This window comes from Caballeronia sp. GAWG1-1 (genome assembly GCF_023631465.1).
Classification (GTDB): domain Bacteria; phylum Pseudomonadota; class Gammaproteobacteria; order Burkholderiales; family Burkholderiaceae; genus Caballeronia.
Map to the genome: position 1 here is coordinate 68342 of NZ_JALQDB010000006.1, position 19078 is coordinate 87419.

Annotated in this window: 20 protein-coding genes; 11 read left to right on the top strand and 9 right to left on the bottom strand. The window is 61.9% G+C overall.

Translation table 11 applies throughout. The features are described 5' to 3' along the window. Positions 1-43 precede the first annotated feature (43 nt). The 3 genes from NCT03_RS02940 to nadC all read left to right on the top strand — a co-directional run bounded on the left by NCT03_RS02940 (position 44) and on the right by nadC (position 3424). Positions 44-1240: a DesA family fatty acid desaturase gene (locus NCT03_RS02940; protein ID WP_244827223.1), complete on the top strand. Its 1197-nt coding sequence runs from the start codon at positions 44-46 to the stop codon at positions 1238-1240. A gap of 178 nt (positions 1241-1418) precedes the next feature. Continuing rightward, positions 1419-2546 (top strand): quinolinate synthase NadA, encoded by a 1128-nt coding sequence (gene nadA / locus NCT03_RS02945; protein WP_250491896.1) that lies wholly within the window; start codon positions 1419-1421, stop codon positions 2544-2546. Further along, positions 2543-3424 carry a carboxylating nicotinate-nucleotide diphosphorylase gene (gene nadC, locus NCT03_RS02950; protein ID WP_250491897.1) on the top strand — a complete coding sequence of 294 codons (882 nt, stop codon included), beginning with the start codon at positions 2543-2545 and terminating at the stop codon, positions 3422-3424. The genes nadA and nadC overlap by 4 nt, the downstream gene beginning before the upstream one ends. Before the next feature lie 19 nt (positions 3425-3443). Here nadC and nadB read toward each other — a convergent pair whose 3' ends face one another. The 4 genes from nadB to radC form a co-directional block, all read right to left on the bottom strand. After that, complete coding sequence (nadB, locus tag NCT03_RS02955; protein WP_250491898.1) at positions 3444-5042, bottom strand: L-aspartate oxidase; 1599 nt, start codon at positions 5040-5042, stop codon at positions 3444-3446. A 189-nt stretch (positions 5043-5231) separates the two neighbouring features. Beyond that, positions 5232-5399 (bottom strand): 50S ribosomal protein L33, encoded by a 168-nt coding sequence (gene rpmG, locus NCT03_RS02960; protein ID WP_007180630.1) that lies wholly within the window; start codon positions 5397-5399, stop codon positions 5232-5234. Between the two features lie 11 nt (positions 5400-5410). After that, on the bottom strand, positions 5411-5644 hold the full coding sequence (gene rpmB / locus NCT03_RS02965) for a 50S ribosomal protein L28 (protein ID WP_008351171.1): 234 nt from the start codon (positions 5642-5644) through the stop codon (positions 5411-5413). Between the two features lie 250 nt (positions 5645-5894). Next, positions 5895-6641 (bottom strand): RadC family protein, encoded by a 747-nt coding sequence (gene radC, locus NCT03_RS02970; RefSeq protein WP_244827227.1) that lies wholly within the window; start codon positions 6639-6641, stop codon positions 5895-5897. Positions 6642-6835: 194 nt separating this feature from the next. On the opposite strand from radC, the gene NCT03_RS02975 reads away from it, so the two are divergent. From NCT03_RS02975 to NCT03_RS03005, 7 genes are all read left to right on the top strand, one after another. Continuing rightward, positions 6836-7291: an FKBP-type peptidyl-prolyl cis-trans isomerase gene (locus NCT03_RS02975; RefSeq protein WP_244827228.1), complete on the top strand. Its 456-nt coding sequence runs from the start codon at positions 6836-6838 to the stop codon at positions 7289-7291. Positions 7292-7293: 2 nt separating this feature from the next. Beyond that, complete coding sequence (gene ispH / locus NCT03_RS02980; protein WP_244827229.1) at positions 7294-8262, top strand: 4-hydroxy-3-methylbut-2-enyl diphosphate reductase; 969 nt, start codon at positions 7294-7296, stop codon at positions 8260-8262. A gap of 418 nt (positions 8263-8680) precedes the next feature. Further along, complete coding sequence (locus tag NCT03_RS02985) at positions 8681-9910, top strand: branched-chain amino acid ABC transporter substrate-binding protein (RefSeq protein WP_244827230.1); 1230 nt, start codon at positions 8681-8683, stop codon at positions 9908-9910. A gap of 254 nt (positions 9911-10164) precedes the next feature. Further along, the gene (locus tag NCT03_RS02990; protein WP_244827231.1) at positions 10165-11115 is read left to right on the top strand and encodes a branched-chain amino acid ABC transporter permease; all 951 of its coding nucleotides are present in this window, start codon (positions 10165-10167) and stop codon (positions 11113-11115) included. 24 nt (positions 11116-11139) lie between these two features. Beyond that, a complete protein-coding gene (locus tag NCT03_RS02995; protein ID WP_244827232.1) occupies positions 11140-12309 on the top strand; it encodes an ABC transporter permease subunit in 1170 nt (389 codons plus the stop codon). A gap of 15 nt (positions 12310-12324) precedes the next feature. Beyond that, a complete protein-coding gene (locus NCT03_RS03000) occupies positions 12325-13101 on the top strand; it encodes an ABC transporter ATP-binding protein (RefSeq protein WP_244827233.1) in 777 nt (258 codons plus the stop codon). Beyond that, positions 13101-13823, top strand: a complete 723-nt coding sequence (locus tag NCT03_RS03005) for an ABC transporter ATP-binding protein (RefSeq protein WP_244827234.1) — start codon at positions 13101-13103, stop codon at positions 13821-13823. The genes NCT03_RS03000 and NCT03_RS03005 overlap by 1 nt, the downstream gene beginning before the upstream one ends. Positions 13824-13890: 67 nt before the next feature. Here the strand turns inward: NCT03_RS03005 and NCT03_RS03010 are convergent, their stop codons facing one another. The 3 genes from NCT03_RS03010 to NCT03_RS03020 form a co-directional block, all read right to left on the bottom strand. Next, positions 13891-14313 (bottom strand): GNAT family acetyltransferase, encoded by a 423-nt coding sequence (locus NCT03_RS03010; RefSeq protein WP_250463480.1) that lies wholly within the window; start codon positions 14311-14313, stop codon positions 13891-13893. Continuing rightward, a complete protein-coding gene (locus NCT03_RS03015; protein WP_250491899.1) occupies positions 14310-15494 on the bottom strand; it encodes an acetylornithine transaminase in 1185 nt (394 codons plus the stop codon). The genes NCT03_RS03010 and NCT03_RS03015 overlap by 4 nt, the downstream gene beginning before the upstream one ends. A 307-nt stretch (positions 15495-15801) precedes the next feature. Then, on the bottom strand, positions 15802-16833 hold the full coding sequence (locus tag NCT03_RS03020) for a CDP-6-deoxy-delta-3,4-glucoseen reductase (RefSeq protein WP_244827237.1): 1032 nt from the start codon (positions 16831-16833) through the stop codon (positions 15802-15804). Between the two features lie 95 nt (positions 16834-16928). Between NCT03_RS03020 and NCT03_RS03025 the strand changes: the two genes are divergently transcribed. Continuing rightward, on the top strand, positions 16929-17924 hold the full coding sequence (locus NCT03_RS03025; protein WP_250491979.1) for an NAD-dependent epimerase/dehydratase family protein: 996 nt from the start codon (positions 16929-16931) through the stop codon (positions 17922-17924). On the opposite strand, the gene NCT03_RS03030 is transcribed toward NCT03_RS03025, so the two are convergent. Together NCT03_RS03030 and NCT03_RS03035 are read right to left on the bottom strand one after the other, a co-directional pair. Then, positions 17921-18097, bottom strand: a complete 177-nt coding sequence (locus NCT03_RS03030) for a hypothetical protein (RefSeq protein WP_244827238.1) — start codon at positions 18095-18097, stop codon at positions 17921-17923. The genes NCT03_RS03025 and NCT03_RS03030 overlap by 4 nt on opposite strands. Positions 18098-18219: 122 nt before the next feature. Next, complete coding sequence (locus tag NCT03_RS03035) at positions 18220-19077, bottom strand: alpha/beta hydrolase (RefSeq protein WP_250491900.1); 858 nt, start codon at positions 19075-19077, stop codon at positions 18220-18222. Between the last annotated feature and the right edge of the window lies 1 nt (position 19078).

Sequence of the window (19078 nt, forward strand, 5' to 3'; positions counted from 1 at the left end):
CGGCCATTTTTTCCGAATTTCACAGCTAGATAGGTAAATTGCCTTGCTGAATTCTTCTCTCGAATTTCTCGCCAACGGATTGCTCGACTTTTCTTGGTGGCAGATCATTTTGTTCACGCTCGCGATGACGCACGTCACCATCGCTGGCGTCACGATCTATCTGCATCGCTGCCAGGCGCATCGTGCGCTCGACCTGCATCCGATCGCGAGTCACTTTTTCCGTTTCTGGCTCTGGTCGACCACCGGCATGCTGACCGGCCAATGGGCGGCGATCCACCGCAAGCATCACGCGAAGTGCGAAACCGAAGAAGATCCGCACAGCCCGCAAACGCGCGGCATCTGGAAGGTGCTGCTCGAAGGCGCCGAGCTTTATCGCGTCGAAGCTAAAAACGAAGAGACCATGCGCAAGTTCAGTCACGGCACGCCGAACGACTGGCTCGAACGCAATCTCTACACGCGTTATCCGATCCTCGGCATCAGCATTATGATGGTTATCGACGTCGCGCTGTTCGGCATCGTCGGTCTGTCGGTCTGGGCCGTGCAGATGATCTGGATTCCGTTCTGGGCAGCTGGCGTGGTCAACGGTCTTGCGCACTGGTGGGGTTATCGCAACTTCAATTCGGCCGATGCCAGCACGAACATTTTCCCGCTCGGTATCCTGATCGGCGGCGAAGAGCTGCATAACAATCACCATACGTATGCCACGTCGGCGAAGCTGTCGAACAAGTGGTACGAATTCGATATCGGCTGGCTCTATATCCGCATGTTGTCGGCTGTGGGTCTCGCCAAGGTGAAGAAGGTCGCGCCCACACCGCGTCTGGCGGACAGCAAGTCGGTGCTCGACAACGACACGCTGCAAGCCGTGCTCGCGAACCGCTACGAAGTGATGGCGCGCTACGGCAAGGCGCTCAAGCGCGCATACGCACAGGAACTGTCGAAGCTGAAGGAAGCCGGTGCGCGCGAGAAATATCAGTTGATGCGCGGTGCGCGCAAGTGGGTCCATAAGGAAGAAGACGGTCTCGACGAGCCGCAGCGCAAGCAATTGCCGGAACTGTTCTCGGACAACCAGAAGCTGCGCACGTATATCGAAATGCGCAAGGACCTGTCGGCAATGTGGGACCGCTCCAATGCGTCGCGCGAGCAACTGCTGGTGCAATTGCAGGACTGGTGCCATCGTGCGGAAGAGAGCGGCATCAAGGCTCTGCAAGACTTCGCGATGCGCCTGCGACGCTACGCCTGACATCGCGATATCCGTTAAAATTTGATGACGTCACAAGACCCCGCTCTGGCGGGGTCTTTGTTTTTGGGCGGCGGATTTCGCGTTTTGTCGCGGCGCTAGGTTTGCAGCGTGGCCGGGCAGCGCATCGATACGAGTCAGCGCCGGCACGGCACTCGCGCGGACACAGGAGACAGAAACAATGGAAGCGATCAGGAGCGTCGAATACGACCGGCCGCATGGCCTGACGTGCGGCGTAGGCGAGGCGTGGGCACGTGTTCCCAACGCGCCGTCCGCCGAAGAGAAGCGCGAATTGAAGGCGCGAATCCGTGCGCTGTTGCATCGGGAAGAGGCGGTTTTGGTGGCGCACTATTACGTGGACTCCGAGCTCCAGGAACTCGCCGATGAAACGGGCGGTTGCGTCGCCGATTCGCTCGAAATGGCCCGTTTTGGCCGCGATCACGCCGCGAAGACACTGGTCGTCGCGGGCGTGCGTTTCATGGGCGAGACATCGAAGATCCTGAGCCCCGGCAAACGCGTGTTGATGCCCGATCTGGACGCCGCCTGCTCGCTCGACCTCGGCTGTCCGCCGGACGAATTCTCCGCTTTCTGCGATGCTCACCCGGACCGCACGGTCGTCGTGTATGCGAACACTAGCGCGGCCGTGAAGGCGCGCGCGGACTGGATGGTCACCTCATCGATCGGACTGGAAATCGTCGCGGATCTGCACGCGCGCGGCGAGAAGATTCTATGGGCGCCGGACCGGCATCTCGGCAACTACATCCAGAAGAAGACCGGCGCGGACATGCTCTCGTGGCAGGGTTCGTGTCTCGTGCACGACGAGTTCAAAGGCATCGAGCTGGAGCTCTTGCGCGCCGAATATCCGGACGCGAAGGTTCTCGTTCACCCGGAATCGCCGGAAGGCGTCGTGCAACTGGCGGACGTCGTCGGTTCGACCACGCAGCTGATCGATGCGGCCGTCAAGCTCGACGCAAAGCGCTTTATCGTCGCGACCGATCTCGGCATCCTGCACAAGATGCGGCTCGCGGCGCCCGGCAAAACCTTCATCGAAGCGCCGACCGCCGGCAATAGCGCCACGTGCAAGAGCTGCGCGCATTGTCCGTGGATGGCGATGAACGGCCTCGCCAATCTCGCCGATGTCCTCGAGCGCGGCCACAACGAGATTCACGTCGATGCGGCTATCGCCGAGCGCGCGCGCGTGCCGATCGACCGCATGCTCGACTTCGCCGCGCGTCACAAGAAGCGTGTGCAGGCGAGCGGCGATCTCGCGAAGGATCAAACGTTGTTCTCGAACGTGGGGCCCGCATGACGAACCATTCGCCTTTATTCGCGGAGATCCGCGCGCAGTACGGCGAAGCGTTTGATGCCGCGCTCGCCCGCAATGTCGCCGATGCGCTCGCCGAGGACATCGGCAGCGGCGATCATACGGGGCGTCTCGTGCCAGCAGACACACGTCGCACGGCGCGCATCATCGTGCGGGAAGAGGCGGTGCTGTGCGGCGCGCCGTGGTTCGACGAGGTGATGCGTCGCGTCGATCCGAGCATCGAAGTCGAATGGCGGTATCGCGAAGGCGAGCGCATGACGGCGAATACGCCGGTCGTCTTGCTGCGCGGCCAGGCGCGTTCGCTTCTGACCGCCGAGCGCAACGGCCTCAATTTCCTGCAATTGCTGTCGGGCGTGGCAACGGCGACGCGCCGTTATGTCGATGCCATCGAAGGCACGCGGGCGCGCATCCTCGACACGCGCAAGACGCTGCCCGGCTTGCGGCTCGCGCAGAAGTACGCGGTGCGCGTGGGTGGCGGCGCCAATCAGCGGCTCGCGCTCTATGACGGCATTCTGATCAAGGAAAATCACATCGCGGCGGCGGGCGGCGTCGGCGCTGCAATGGACGCCGCGCTCGCGCTCGACGCGGGCGTGCCCATTCAGATCGAAGTGGAAACGCTGGCGCAGCTTGAAACCGCGTTGGCGCATCGCGCGGAATCTGTGTTGCTCGACAACTTCACGCTCGACGCCATGCGCGAAGCCGTGCGCGTGACGGCGGGAAGGGCGCTGCTCGAAGTTTCGGGCGGCGTGAATTTCGAGACCGTGCGGGCGATTGCGGAGACGGGCGTGGACCGCGTCTCTATCGGCGCATTGACGAAGGACGTGCGGGCAACGGATTTTTCGATGCGCTTGATCGAAGACTAAGCTTGCTGCGCGTCGACATCTAAACCGCGCGCCGCCTCGCCGCCGGCGGCATCAACACAGTCGGAAGCGCTTTCGGCAAAGTCGCCGGCCAGTCGCGACTGAAGTGCAGCCCGCGGCTCTCGCGTCGCGAGCACGCGCTTTCAACGATCAGCGACGCCACATCCACGAGATTGCGCAGTTCCAGCAAATCGCGGCTGACCTTGAAGTTCGCGTAGTACTCGTGGATTTCGTCGCGCAAAAGCGCAAGCCGGTGCTGCGCGCGCGCCAGCCGCTTGTCCGTGCGCACGATGCCCACGTAATTCCACATCAGCCGCCGTAACTCGTCCCAGTTGTGCGCGACGACGACTTCTTCGTCCGGATCGGAAACGCGGCTTTCGTCCCAGTCGGGCAGCGGCGCATGGCAGCCCGCTGAATAACCTTCCGTCTCGATCGCCTCGGCCGTCGCGCGCCCGACCACCAGACATTCGAGCAGCGAGTTGCTGGCGAGCCGGTTCGCGCCATGCAGACCTGTGTACGACGTCTCGCCGACCGCATAAAGTCCCGCGCGATCCGTGCGGCCCGCGAGGTCCGTCACGACGCCGCCGCAGGTGTAATGCGCGGCGGGCACGACGGGAATCGGCTCCTTCGCGATATCGATGCCGAATTCGCGGCAACGCGCGAGGATCGTCGGAAAATGTTCTTCGAGAAACGCGCGCGGCTGATGGCTGATGTCGAGATAGACGCAATCGATGCCGCGCTTCTTGATTTCGAAGTCGATCGCGCGCGCGACGATGTCGCGTGGCGCGAGTTCGGCGCGTTCGTCATGCGCGGGCATGAAGCGCGTGCCGTCGGGTAGACGCAGTACGCCGCCTTCGCCGCGCACGGCCTCGGAGATCAGGAACGACTTGGCGTATGGATGAAACAGGCAAGTCGGATGAAACTGGATGAACTCCATGTTGGCGACGCGGCAGCCCGCGCGCCACGCCATCGCGATGCCGTCGCCGGTGGCAGTGTCGGGATTCGTCGTGTACAGATAAACCTTGCCCGCGCCGCCCGTGGCGAGCACGGTGTGCGGCGCTTGAATCGTCACGGTTCGTCCGCTCGCGAGATCCAGCGCGTAGAGACCATGACAGCGGTGCCCCGGCAAGCCGAGCCGGTCGGACGTGATTAGATCTATCGCGGTATGGTCTTCGAGAACCGTGATGTTCGGATGATTGCGCACGCGCTCGTTGAGCGTCGTGACGACCGCGTGGCCGGTGGCATCCGCGGCATGAATGATCCGCCGATGGCTATGGCCGCCTTCGCGCGTCAGATGGAAGCCGAGTTCCGCGGAGACATCGCGCGTGAAGGGTACGCCTTCCGCGATCAGCCATTCGATTGCAGCGCGCCCGTTTTCGACGATGAAGCGCGTCGCCGCTTCGTCGCAAAGTCCGGCGCCCGCGACGAGCGTATCGCGCACGTGATTGTCGATGCTGTCCGCCGAATCCAGCACGGCCGCGATGCCGCCTTGCGCCCAGTCGCTCGCGCCGACACTCACCGCACGCTTGGCGATGATCGCGACGCGCCGCGTTTCGGCCAGGTTCAACGCCACGCTCAAGCCTGCGAGCCCGCTTCCCACGATCGCTACATCGAAATTCATGCTGCTCGATCTCCGTCTATGTGCTTTTTATGACTGCAAGCCGGCAAGCATAACGCGCTCGCCACCCAACCGGCACGGATAACCCGCGCGCGAACGTGTGAAAGCGAAAGAAGAAATCGCGCGCACAAACAAAAAGCCCCGCGTGTGCGGGGCTTCTCGTGTCTTTGTCAGGCTCTCAATATCAAGCGCTTACTTGATCTTGGTTTCCTTGTACTCAACGTGCTTGCGGACGACGGGATCGAACTTCTTGATCAGCATCTTTTCCGGCATGTTGCGTTTGTTCTTGGTCGTCGTGTAGAAGTGACCCGTACCTGCGGTCGATTCCAGCTTGATCTTGTCGCGTGCGCCCTTGGCCATGTGCGTGCTCCTTAGATTTCACCGCGTGCGCGCAGGTCTGCGAGCACGGCGTCAATACCGTTCTTGTCGATCAGGCGCAGGCCGGCGTTCGAGACGCGCAGACGCACCCAGCGGTTTTCGCTTTCAACGAAGAAACGGCGGTTCTGCAGGTTCGGCAGGAAACGGCGCTTGGTCTTGTTGTTTGCGTGGGAAACGTTGTTGCCCGACATCGGGCCTTTCCCAGTTACTTGGCATACGCGTGCCATGAGGACACTCCTAAAACACGTTGAGTCCGGAAGTCAAACGCTCGACTTTGGGGGAATCCCGCAATCGATACCTCAAATTCGCCCGATTGCCTTGAACGGGGAGTTGGCAGCACGGTTATGCCAATGAGGACGACGTAAGCCCGAAACAGGTGGGTTGAGAAAACGAATCGTGGATTCTAGCAGGAAAAACGTAGCAATATCAAGCCCGTTCGTCCTTATCTTAGTCAACCTCGACTGCTTCGGGTCAAATCTAAAGCCAGCCCTCACGCGCGAAAGAAAAAATCTCATTGCCCGCGACCACCATGTGATCGAGCAATTTCACGTCGATGAGATTCAGCGCGTCTTGCAGCGTGCGGGTGAGCTTCTTGTCGTTCGCGCTAGGCTCCACGCCGCCAGACGGATGATTATGCGCCACGATCAGCCCCGCCGCGTTCAGATGCAAGGCACGCTTCACGATCTCGCGCGGATACACCGCCACCCGCGTGAGCGAGCCGCTCGCTTCCACGTGCGCATCGATCAGTTGATGCCGCGCATCGAGATAGATACATAGGAAAAGTTCGTTGGGCTGAGTGCCGATTCTCAGGCGCAGAAAGTCTTCCACCGCGCCCGGCGAGTTCAGCAGCATGCGTTCGCGCGCCTTCTCGATGAGCGCCCGTCGACACAGTTCCGACACGGCCAAAAGCGTGGCTGCGCGCGCCTCGCCGACGCCGCGCTCTTCCTGGAGCTGAAGCGCGGACGCGTCGAGCACGCCGCGAATCGAGCCAAAGCGCCGCAGCAGCGCACGCGCCACATCGACTGCCGTTTTGCCCGGCAAGCCTGTGCGCAAGAATACGGCGAGCAACGCGGCGTCGCTCAACGAGTCGCCGCCGGACTGCAACAGACGCTCGCGCGGCTTGTCCGTCTTGTCCCACTGGGAAATTGGCAGAACGGAAACGGGCTTCGGCAGCGCGGGGCCGGCTTCCATTTCACGCATCAGAATCTCAAAATTGGCGGACATTCCTTCCCCTGAGGCCATCTTAAGGCTGTATTTTTGCGAGATACACCGCACCTACGCCGCTCGAGCGAAGCGCGGCGCTTCCCAACTCTGTCTTACAATAGCGGTTTCGGCGCGCGCTCCGCCCCGCCACGCGGCCCGAAGTATCGCGCCAGGCGCACGTCCCGCTTCCGACTGAACCGTCACAGCCAATACTCATGAGCATCATCGATATTTCCGAGGTGAAACCCGGTTCGCATGTCACGCTTCATTACCGGCTCGCACTGGCCGATGGCGCCGACATCGTCAACACGTTCACCGACAAGCCCGCGACCCTCCTGCTCGGCGCAGGCCAACTCGCGCCGCCACTGGAAGAGATTCTGCTGGGAATGAAGGTCGGCCACCATTCGACCTTTCAGCTAACGCCGGAGCAAGCGTTCGGGCCGCGCAATCCGGAGCTCGTGCAGCGCGTGTCGCTTGCGACGCTGCGCGAAAACAGCATGATCGGTGAGGATTTTTCTCCCGGCGATCTCGTCGAATTCAACGCGCCCAACGGTGGGCGCTACGCGGGCGTGCTCAAGGAAGTGGGCGAGACGTCGGCGCTTTTCGACTTCAATCACCCGCTCGCCGGCCAGTCGCTGGCCTTCGAAGTGAAAATCATCGGAATTCTGTAGCCATGAGCCTGACTGAAAGCCTCAACGAGATCGATACCGACGTCGAGATCCTGCTCGCGCAGCCGCGCGGCTTTTGCGCCGGCGTGGATCGCGCGATCGAGATCGTCGAGCGGGCCATCAAGCTGTTCGGCGCGCCCATCTACGTGCGGCATGAAATCGTCCACAACGCCTACGTGGTGTCGGACCTGCGCAAGAAGGGCGCCATTTTCATCGAGGAACTGGACGACGTGCCCGAAGGCGCCACGCTTATCTTCAGCGCGCACGGCGTGTCGAAAGCGGTGCGCGGCGAAGCCGAAGCGCGCGGTTTGCGCGTGTTCGACGCCACGTGTCCGCTCGTGACCAAGGTGCACATGGAAGTCGCGAAAATGCGCCAGGAAGGCTTCGACATCGTGATGATCGGCCACAAAGGCCATCCGGAAGTCGAAGGCACGATGGGCCAGTCGGGCGAGGGCATGCATCTCGTCGAGGATATCGAAGACGTCCTGAAGCTCGATCTGCCCAATCCTGACCGCATTGCCTATGTCACGCAGACAACCCTTTCCGTCGACGACGCCTTCGCCATCATCGACGCGTTGAAGACCAAGTATCCGGCCATCAAGGAGCCGAAGAAGCAGGACATCTGCTACGCGACGCAGAACCGTCAGGACGCGGTGAAGTTCCTCGCGCCGCAATGCGACGTGGTGATCGTCGTGGGCAGCCCGAACAGTTCGAATTCGAGCCGTCTGCGCGAAGTGGCCGAGAAGCGCGGCATCCCGGCCTATATGGTTGATTCGCCGACGCAGATCGATCCGCGCTGGGTGGAAGGCAAAAAGCGTATCGGTGTGACGGCGGGCGCATCGGCGCCGGAAGTGCTCGCGCAGGCGGTAATCGCCCGTTTGCGTGAGCTCGGTGTGCGCAATGTGCGTTCGCTCGAGGGAATCGAGGAAACCATCGCGTTTCCGCTGCCGCGCGGGCTGACCTTGCCGCAATGAGTTAGATAGTTCTTTCGAAAAAAGCGCCTACGGGCGTTTTTTTTTTGTTCTGTGTGAACGCTTTTGCTCAAGAACGGAACTACTCGGGCCGACATAAGACCCAAACGGTAAGCACTATTTTGGGGCGACTTTTGTTCGGTAAGAATTTAAGGGTTTCCCCTCGCTGCAAAGGCGCAAACGTCAACGCTTCGAAGCGCCGAATAAACCCGTTCCCGTTATGGTGCAACTGCTGCACAAAAACGAATCGCAACCCGGTTGCGACTTGCGCGGAAAATCGTCAAAAAAAACGGGTTGCAATGCTGGAAAACCCCGCCACACAAGAATATTGCTTGTCTCATATTTAGCGTTACAATGCGCCCGTCTTGGGCTCGGAGGGGTCTCTCGGCAACGGTTTTGAAAGGCGCAGGAGACCTATTTGATGCGATTCAAGTTTGCTTACGCCGTGTCCATCGCGGCTGCGGTTGCAATGGCAACCGCATGCGGCAAGAAGGGCGAGGGCGAAGCGAGCGCACCGGCATCGGCGGCGAGCGCGGTGTCCGCACCTGCCGCAGCGTCGGCCGCGGCAGCCCCCGCCGCGAGCGAAGCAATGGTCGTCAAAATTGGTCACGCCGCGCCGCTTACCGGATTGCAGGCACATCTCGGCCGGGACAATGAAAACGGCGCGCGACTCGCACTCGAAGAGATCAGCGCGCAGGGTTTGACAATCGACGGGCGCTCCATTCGCCTCGAACTCGACAGCCAGGACGATGCAGCCGATCCGCGCGTGGGCACCGAAGCCGCGCAGCGTCTAGTCGACGACCATGTGGTCGCGGTGATCGGCCACATGAACTCCGGCGTGTCGATTCCGGCTTCGAAGATTTACAGCGATGCGGGCATCGCGCAAATTTCGCCGTCGACGACCAATCCCGAATACACGAAGCAAGGCTACAAGACGACGTTTCGCGTCGTGGCGACCGACGCGCTGCAAGGCCCCGTGCTCGCCAATTACGCGATCAAGACGCTGCACGCGAAGAGAATCGTGGTGGTCGACGACGCCAGCGCCTACGGCCGCGGCCTTGCCGATGAATTCTCGAAGACGGCGCAGGCCGGCGGCGCGAAGCTTGCCGCCCGGGAAGCCACGAGCGAAAAGGCGCGCAACTTCAAGGCGATCCTCACGAAGATCAAACGCATCCAGCCGGATGTCGTGATGTACGGCGGCATGGACGTAACGGGCGGGCCATTCGCGAAGGAAGCGGCGGCGCTCGGCATCAAGGCGAAGATTCTGGCGGGCGACGGAGTCTGCACCGGCAAGCTCGTGGAACTTGCGGGCGACGCCGTACAGAACATCGTCTGCTCGGAAGCGGGGCTCGCGCTTTCGAAGATGGATAAGGGCGCCGACTTCGCGCAGAAGTACGAAGCGCGCTTTCATGCGCCGGTCCAGATTTATGCGCCGTTCACGTACGACGCGATGTACGTGATCGTCGATGCCATGAAGCGCGCCAATTCAATCGAAGCGCCCAAGGTGCTCGCGGCGATCGCCACGACGGACTTCAACGGTCTGACCGGGCATATCGCATTCGACGACAAAGGCGACCTCAAGGCGGGCGCCATCACGCTCTACGAGTTCAAGGACAAAAGGAAGGACGTGCTGGACGTAGTCAAGCAGTAAGCGAGATGTGTGAAAGCGGCGCCGCGCGTTGAGCGCCGTTCTCATGGCTTCGTGGCAGTGGATGGGAGTAAGACTTCCGTGAAAACCGTTCGGAGACGTTTGCAGCCAGATCCGGCAGCAGGCGGGACCCGGGCGATTAACCTTACCGGTTTTTTTAATCAGTACGCGCAGTGCTGCTCCAGATTTCGCTTCACATCGGTTTATCGGCCGGTGATAAAGACGTAATCCGGTCGCACGGGGCTAAGGAGCGTTATATGGATATTTTCATCCAGCAGGTCCTCAACGGTCTGGTGCTTGGCAGCATTTACGCCATCATCGCACTGGGCTATACGATGGTGTACGGGATTCTCGGCATCATCAACTTCGCGCACGGCGACGTGCTGATGGTGGGTGCCATGGTCGCGCTGTCGGCCATCGGCGTGATGCAGAATCACGCGCCGGGCATTCCCGGGCCGATCATGCTGACCATCGCGCTTGTCATTGCCGCCGTGGTCTGCGCGGTGGTGGGCTACACGATCGAAAAGGTCGCGTACCGTCCGCTTCGTAAAGCGCCGCGTCTTGCGCCGCTGATCACCGCGATCGGCGTGTCCATTCTCTTGCAGACGCTCGCGATGATGATCTGGGGCCGCAATCCCCTCGCGTTTCCGCAGTTGCTGCCGACCGATCCGATCAACGTCATCGCCGCCGACGAAACCCGTCCGGGCGCGGTGATCTCGATGACCGAAATCGTCATCATCGTGGTCGCGTTCCTCGTGATGGGCGGCTTGCTCCTTCTCGTGCACAAGACCAAGCTCGGCCGCGCCATGCGCGCAATCGCCGAGAACCCAGGCGTTGCATCGCTGATGGGCGTGAACCCGAACTTCGTGATTTCCGCGACCTTCATGATCGGCTCGGCGCTTGCCGCACTCGCCGGCGTGATGATCGCCTCCGAATACGGCAATGCGCACTTCTACATGGGCTTCATCCCCGGTCTCAAGGCGTTCACGGCGGCGGTGCTGGGCGGCATCGGCAACCTGGGCGGCGCGATGGTCGGGGGCGTGTTGCTGGGTCTCATCGAACAGTTGGGCGCCGGTTATATCGGCAACCTGACAGGCGGCGTCTTCGGCAGTAACTATCAAGACGTGTTCGCCTTCATCGTGCTGATCATCGTGCTCGTGTTCCGTCCGTCGGGTCTGCTCGGCGAACGTGTCGCGGATCGCGCTTAACCCTCGCGTGAGGAGCTAAAAAATATGACTTCGATTCAACCGATTGAGCCGTCCACGACGCTCATTCCCGAGAAAAACGCGACCCGCAAGCTGGTGGTCGGCGTCATCACCACGGTGCTCGTGATCGCGGCGCCGATGATCATCGGCGCGGCAGGCGGCAACTACTGGGTGCGCGTGCTCGACTTCGCGATGCTCTACGTGATGCTCGCGCTGGGCCTGAACGTAGTGGTCGGTTTCGCCGGCCTGCTCGATCTGGGCTACATCGCGTTCTACGCGGTCGGCGCTTACGTCGCAGCGCTGCTGTCGTCGCCGCAACTGACCTCGCAGTTCGAGTGGATCGCGCATCTCGCGCCGGGCGGTCTGCACGTGCCGTTCCTCATCATCGCGCCGTGCGCGATGGCGCTGGCCGCGACCTTCGGTGTGCTGCTCGGTGCGCCGACGCTTCGTCTGCGCGGCGACTACCTCGCCATCGTGACCTTGGGCTTCGGGGAGATCATCCGGATCTTCATGAACAACCTCGATCGTCCGATCAACATCACGAACGGTCCGAAGGGCATCACCGGTATCGATCCCGTGACCGTCGCGGGCTTCAACCTCTCGCAGACGCACACGTTCTTCGGCATGAAGTTTCCGTCCGTGTACATGTATTACTACCTCTTCGTGCTCGGCGCGTTGCTGGTGATCTGGGTGTGCACGCGCTTGCAGCACTCGCGTATCGGCCGCGCGTGGGCCGCTATCCGCGAAGACGAAATCGCCGCCAAGGCAATGGGCATCAACACGCGTAACGTAAAGCTGCTGGCCTTCGCGATGGGCGCGTCCTTCGGCGGTCTGTCGGGCTCGATGTTCGGCGCGTTCCAGGGCTTCGTGTCGCCGGAATCGTTCACGTTCTGGGAATCGATCGTCGTGCTGGCGTGCGTGGTGCTCGGCGGCATGGGCCATATCCCGGGCGTGATTCTCGGCGCGGTGCTGCTTGCCGTGTTCCCCGAATTCCTGCGCTCGACCATGGGTCCGCTGCAGAACGCGATCTTCGGTCATCAGATCGTCGATACCGAAGTCATCCGCCAGTTGCTCTACGGTCTCGCGATGGTGCTGATCATGCTGTATCGCTCGGAAGGCCTGTGGCCGGCCCCGAAACACGAAGACAAGATCGCGAAGATCGCGAAGCGCGGCAGCAAGAAGCCAGTGCGCGCCTAAACGGGGAACTCAAAGATGAGCGAAAAGCAAACGCGACTGTCCGTGAAGGGCGTCAACAAGCGCTTCGGCGGGCTGCAGGCTTTGTCGGATGTCGGCCTCGAAATCAAGGCGGGCGAAATCTACGGTCTGATCGGTCCGAACGGCGCGGGCAAGACCACGTTCTTCAACGTGATCACGGGCCTTTACACGCCGGATTCGGGCGTGTTCAAGCTCGATGGCGAAGCCTATACGCCGACGGCGGTGTATCAGGTGGCGAAGGCGGGCATTGCGCGCACGTTCCAGAACATCCGGCTCTTCGGCGGCATGACCGCGCTCGAAAACGTGATGGTCGGACGCCATGTGCGCACGAAGCACGGTCTCATCGGCGCGGTGTTTCAGACGCCGTCCGAGCGGCGCGAAGAGCGCGAGATCAAGGAGCGCGCGCTCGAGCTGCTCGAATACGTGGGCGTGCTGCAATACGCCGATTACACGTCGCGCAATCTGTCGTACGGCCACCAGCGGCGTCTGGAAATCGCGCGCGCACTGGCGACCGATCCGAAGCTGCTTGCGCTCGACGAACCGGCCGCCGGCATGAACGCGACGGAGAAAGTGGAGCTTACGCGTCTGCTCGACAAGATCCGTAGCGACGGCAAGACGATTCTGTTGATCGAACACGACGTGAAACTCGTGATGGGATTGTGCAACCGCATGACGGTGCTCGATTACGGCAAGGTGATCGCCGAGGGTCTGCCGCAGGACGTGCAGAAGGACCCGAAGGTGATCGAGGCATATCTGGGTGCGGGGGTGCATTAATGGCGACGCCAAGCGCAATGTTGAAGGTCAAGGGTTTGCAGGTGAACTACGGCGGCATCCAGGCGGTGAAGGGTGTCGATCTGGAAGTCGGACAGGGCGAACTCGTCACGCTGATCGGCGCGAACGGCGCCGGCAAGACCACGACGATGAAGGCCATCACCGGTCTCAAGCCGTATTCGGGCGGCGACATCGAATACATGGGTCAGTCGATCCGTGGCGTGCCGACGCACGAGTTGCTCAAGCGCGGTCTTGCCATGGTGCCGGAAGGCCGCGGCATCTTCGCGCGCATGTCGATCCTGGAAAACATGCAGATGGGCGCCTATCTGCGCAACGACGCCGACCAGATTCAGAAGGACACCGACCGCATGTTCGGCTTCTTCCCGCGTCTGAAGGAGCGCGCATCGCAATATGCGGGCACGCTGTCGGGCGGCGAACAGCAGATGCTCGCCATGGCGCGCGCGTTGTTGTCGCGTCCGAAACTGCTTCTGCTCGATGAGCCGTCGATGGGTCTTTCACCCATCATGGTCGAGAAGATTTTCGAGGTGGTGCGGGAGATTTCGTCGGAAGGGCTGACGGTGTTGCTCGTCGAACAAAACGCGCGTTTGGCGTTGCAGGCGGCGAATCGCGGGTACGTGATGGACTCGGGTGTGGTCACTATGTCCGGCGACGCCAAGATCATGCTCGACGATCCGAAGGTGCGTGCCGCGTATCTCGGCGAGTGAATAGTGCTTGAGTCGTTCGAAAGCCCTTCCACGGAAGGGCTTTTTTATAGTCGCGTTATAGAGACGTTTAAAGCCGCTTGCCGAGGCTCACGACTTCATCCATCCGATACCCGAGCTTTTCATAGAAGCCGCGCAGTTCGGTTTTGACCGCGAGTATCTGCAGATTCACTTTCGGGCATCCGCGTGCCGCGAGCGCTTCTTCGGCATGGCGCATGAGCGTTGCGCCATAGCCGCGCCGGCGTAACGCGGGCGCCACGGCCAGCGAATAAACCCAGCCGCGATGACCGTCATAGCCGGACATCACCGTGCCGACCACGCGGTCCTCGACCGTTCCGACGAAGAACAACTCCGGCTGCGTGTTCATCTTGTTGGCGATCGACAATGCCGGATCGCGCTGCGGCCGCGATGCATCCGCGTATTCGGGGAAGACATCGCGCCACAGGGCGATCACGGCTTCGCGATCGCTTGCATCGAACGTGCGGATGATCACAGCGCATCCAGCACGGTGCGCAGCATTTTCAGCATTTGGTCGATCTCGTCCTTCGTCACGTTCAGCGCGGGCATGAAGCGCAACAAATTCGGACGCGCGGCGTTGAGCAGCAGACCGTCGGGTTGCAACAGACGCGCCTTTTCGACGATCTGCGGACCCTTGTCGCTATCGAGCAGAAGCGCGCGCAACAAACCTTCGCCGCGCTCGCCCTTGAAGCCGCGCTCGGCGGACAGCTTCAGCAACTCGGACTTCAGATATTCGCCACGCTCGCGCACGCCTTCGAGAAAGCCGGGCGCGACGAGTTGCGAGATCACCGAGTAACCCACTGCCGTCATCAACGGATTGCCGTTGTAGGTGCCGCCCTGATCGCCCGGTTCGAAACATTCGATTGCCGCCGTCGAAAGGAGCGCTGCCAGCGGCACGCCACCGCCAATACCCTTGCCGAGCGTCATGATGTCCGGCTCGATGCCCGACAGTTCGTAGGCGAAGAGCGTTCCCGCGCGGCCGCATCCGCTTTGCACTTCATCGACGATCAAGAGCAGGTTGTGTTGCTTCGTCAGATCGCGCAATTGCTGCATGAATTCGCGCGTGGCCGGAATCACGCCGCCTTCGCCCTGAATCGGTTCGAGCATCACGGCGACGGTCTTTTCCGTGATGAGCTTTTCCACCGATGCGATGTCGTTCAGATCGGCCTTCGGAAAGCCCGGCACTTGCGGTGCGTAGATGGTGTCCCAGCCCGGCTTGCCGCTTGCCGACATGGTCGCGAGCGTGCGGCCATGGAAACTGTGGTCGAACGTGATGATTTCATACGCGCCGTTTTTGAACTTGCGTCCCCACTTGCGCGCGAGCTTGATCGCGCCTTCGTTGGCTTCCGCGCCGCTGTTGGCGAAGAACACCTTGTCGAAGCAACTGTTGGCGGTGAGCAGACCCGCGAGCTGCGCCATAGGCGCGTTGTAGAACGCGGGCGACGGGTTGATGAGCGTGCGCGCCTGCTTTTCCAGTGCTTCGATCATGCCTTCGTTGCAATGGCCGAGCGAATTGACAGCCCAGCCCTGAATGAAGTCGAGATATCGCTTGCCGGTGTTGTCGTAAATCCAGGAGCCTTTGCCGTGCGTGAACACGATCTCGGGGCGGTTCGTGATGTACATCAGCGAATCGACGGGGTACTCATTGAAATTCATGACAGCAGGCTCCACGAAAGCAGTGACGAAGGAAAGGAAGCGAGAAGAACGGCGAGCCGAAAAAAACAAAAGCCACGGATATCCGTGGCTTCATTTCTTGCGCGTTGAACAAACCGAACCTTTGCGCGCAAATGCGTGACGAGCCAGCGGCATCCCTAGGGAAGCGGCGAGCGGCGACGTCGAAGTGCGCGAAGGTGAATCAGGATCGAGTTCATTCGCGAAGGATACGTTATCAAGTTCCCGCCTGTAAACCGTGCGCGCGAATTTTTATCCGCGTGCAGGTTCGCAGGCTGGCACCTTTGGCGATTCAGACCGGATGCGCGAGATCCGCCGCGCTCGTGAACGAATCCGCATAGAACTCGTCTTCCGGCAAGCGATGATGCAACGTGAAGTCGCGCTGCGCCGATTCCACCATCACCGGCGCGCCGCACGCGTACACCTGATGAGCGCTCAAGTCTGGCAGATCTTCGATGACAGCACGATGAACGAAGCCCGTGCGGCCGGTCCATGCGTCGTCGGCGTCGGGTTCGGAGAGCACCGGCACGAACTTGAAGTTCGGCACTTCGCGCGCCCATTGCTCGGCAAGCGCCATCATGTAGAGGTCTTTCTTGCGACGGCCGCCCCAGTAGAGCGTCATCGGGCGATTGAGGTTCTTGAACACCGCATGCTCGATGATCGCCTTGATCGGCGCGAATCCCGTGCCCGACGCGAGCAGCACGATGGGCTTGTCGGATTCGTCGCGCAGAAAGAACGTGCCGAGCGGACCTTCGAAGCGCAGGATGTCGCGTTCCTTCATCGCGCCGAAGACGTGGTCCGTGAACGTGCCGCCGGGCATGTGACGCACGTGCAGTTCGAGCGGGCCTTCGTGATGCGGCGGACTCGCCATCGAATAGCTGCGACGTTTGCCGTCCTTCAGAATGAATTCGATGTACTGCCCCGCGAGATATTGCAGACGTTCGTTGGCGGGCAGTTGCAGCTTCAGTTCGATGACGTCGTCGGCCTTGCGTTCGAGCGCGTTCACGCGGCAGGGCAGCTTCTTCACCTGCACGTCGCCGACACCCGCGACTTCGCGCACGTCGATGGTGAGATCGGTCTGCGCGGTCGCGCAGCAGAAGAGCGCCATGCCGCGCGTTTTTTCGTCGTTCGAGAGCGCGGACGAAGAATGCGGCGCCTGCTCGATTTCGCCCTGGACCACGGACCCCTTGCAGGAGCCGCACGCGCCGTTCTTGCACCCGTAAGGCAGACCAATACCCTGGCGCAAAGCGGCCGTCAGGACCGGTTCATCGGGTTCCACCTGAAACTGCCGGCCGCTTTGCCGGAGCGTTACATTGAAAGCCATAGATCGAATTCTTGCTGTCTCGTGAAGGAGTGTTCCGTGCGATGCCGCGAGTCATGAAGCCGTCGACAATGACTGCCGCGGATACAATGCTCGGCATGATCGCCACTCGAACTTTGCGCCGCTCGCGCGTGCTTGTCGTCGGATGCGGCGATGTCGGCATGCGCGCGTTGCCGCTTCTGCAAAACCGCGCCGCCGCGCCGCGCGTGATCGCGCTTACGCATCATCCTGAACGCGCGGGCGAGTTGCGTGCCGCGGGCGCGCTGCCCATTGGCGGCGACCTCGACGCGCGCCGGTCGCTGCGGCGCCTGGCCGGTATTGCGAAGACGGTCTTGCATCTCGCGCCGCCGCAACGCGATGGCGCCGCCGATACCCGCACGCGTGCGCTCATCGCCGCGTTGCGCGCACCGCGCCGCTCCGTCGCGCGTGGCCCTATGCAACCGGGTTCGCGCATTGCCCGAAGGTCGTTCATTGTACCCGACGCCCCTTTCGCGACGGGCACGCGCTTCGTGTACGCGAGCACGACGGGCGTCTACGGCGATTGCGCCGGCGCGCACATCGATGAAACGCGGCCCGCGCGTCCGGAGAACGAACGCGCCCGGCGCCGCATATCGGCGGAACGGCAACTGCGGCGTGCAGGCGCGACGAGCGGCTGGCACGTGTCGATCGTGCGGATTCCGGGAATTTATGCGGCGAATCGTTTGCCCGTGGCGCGCATCGAGAAGCGCATGCCGGCGCTTCTGGCGAGCGAGGACGTCTACACGAATCACATTCACGCCGACGATCTCGCGGCCATCCTCGTGCGCGCGCTCGAACGCATGCGGCCGCAAAGAGTCATCAACGCATCCGACGATACGGACCTGCGCATGGCCGACTATTTCGATCTCGTCGCCGATGCCTACGGACTGCCGCGCGTGCCGCGCATCTCGCGCGAGGAAGCCGCGACGCAGCTCGAACCGGTTACGCTTTCGTTCATGCGCGAATCGCGACGACTCGCCAACGCGCGCCTGAAGCGCGAGCTCGGTTACGCGCTGCGTTATCCGACCGTTTCCGACTTCCTGCGCGCGACGGCAAGCGAGCGCGCGGCCCGCTAAATGAGCGCGGGCAAGGTTTCGAGCAGGATGAAGCACATCAGCGCGCCGATCAACGCGCCGATCAGATTCGGCGAATACTTGTGCCGCATGTGCATGGCGACGGCCAATGCCCCGATAAGAACAACGCTCAGTGCGGCGAACGCGATCAGCGCAACGGTGGTGTGGGCGAACATGATGCCCTCCTGCTTTTTTGATAGTCATTCTGGTGTCCGTGCTTTGAGTATATGAATACGGCCGCCGGAAAGCATGCTGCGGTGCAACGCCTCGCGTTCAGGGCTTACACCGATTTGCAGGATCAATGCGCGCCGATAAACGCGGCGACATCGGCCAGAACCGGGGAATTTGCGTGTGCCGACGCGGTGAAGGCATCGACGATGCGCCCGTGGTCGTAGCCCGGATAGCGCTTGAGCTCGACGCTATCGTCGTGTGCGCGCAACGCCGCGGCGAAGCGCTCGCTGTTGCGCGGATCGACGACGTTATCGGCGGTGCCGGTGGCGAGAAGCATCGGCGGCTCGTTGCCGGAAATGAAGTCGATCGGCAGCGTTTCGGCGCGCTCCGCTGCCGGAAAGATGTCGCCCATGTGCGGCTCGGACGGAATGGCGACATACGGCCCGGCGAGCCCGATCATGCCGCGCAACGATTCCTTCGCCATGCCTTGCGCTTGCAGATAGCGGCCGTCGGTGGCGAGCATCGCCGCGATATGCGCGCCCGCCGAATGTCCCATCACGAAGATGCGCTCCGGGTCGCCGCCGAACTCATGCGCGTGATCGCGCGCCCAGCGCACCGAGGCGGCGGCATCGGCAAGGAAGCCAGGGAAGACGGTTTCCGGATATACGCGGTAATCCGGCGTCACCGCGACGAAGCCGCGTTGCGCGAGCGCGTCGGCCACGCCGCGCGAATCGGCGCGCTGGCCGGCTTGCCAGCTTCCGCCATAGAAATACACGATCACCGGACGCGCATGTTGCGAGGCCTCTTCGGGCGCGTAGACGTCGAGCCGTTGCCGCGAAGTCGGGCCGTAGGGCAGGCCGTCGGCGAGTTCTTCGTCATCGGACGCGGCCGTGACTGCCGTTGCCCACGCGCGCGACGGACCGAAGCCCGCAGCGCACGCCGCCAGTGCCAGAGTGATGAAGCGCCGTCTCGCCGCGAGTTGCATG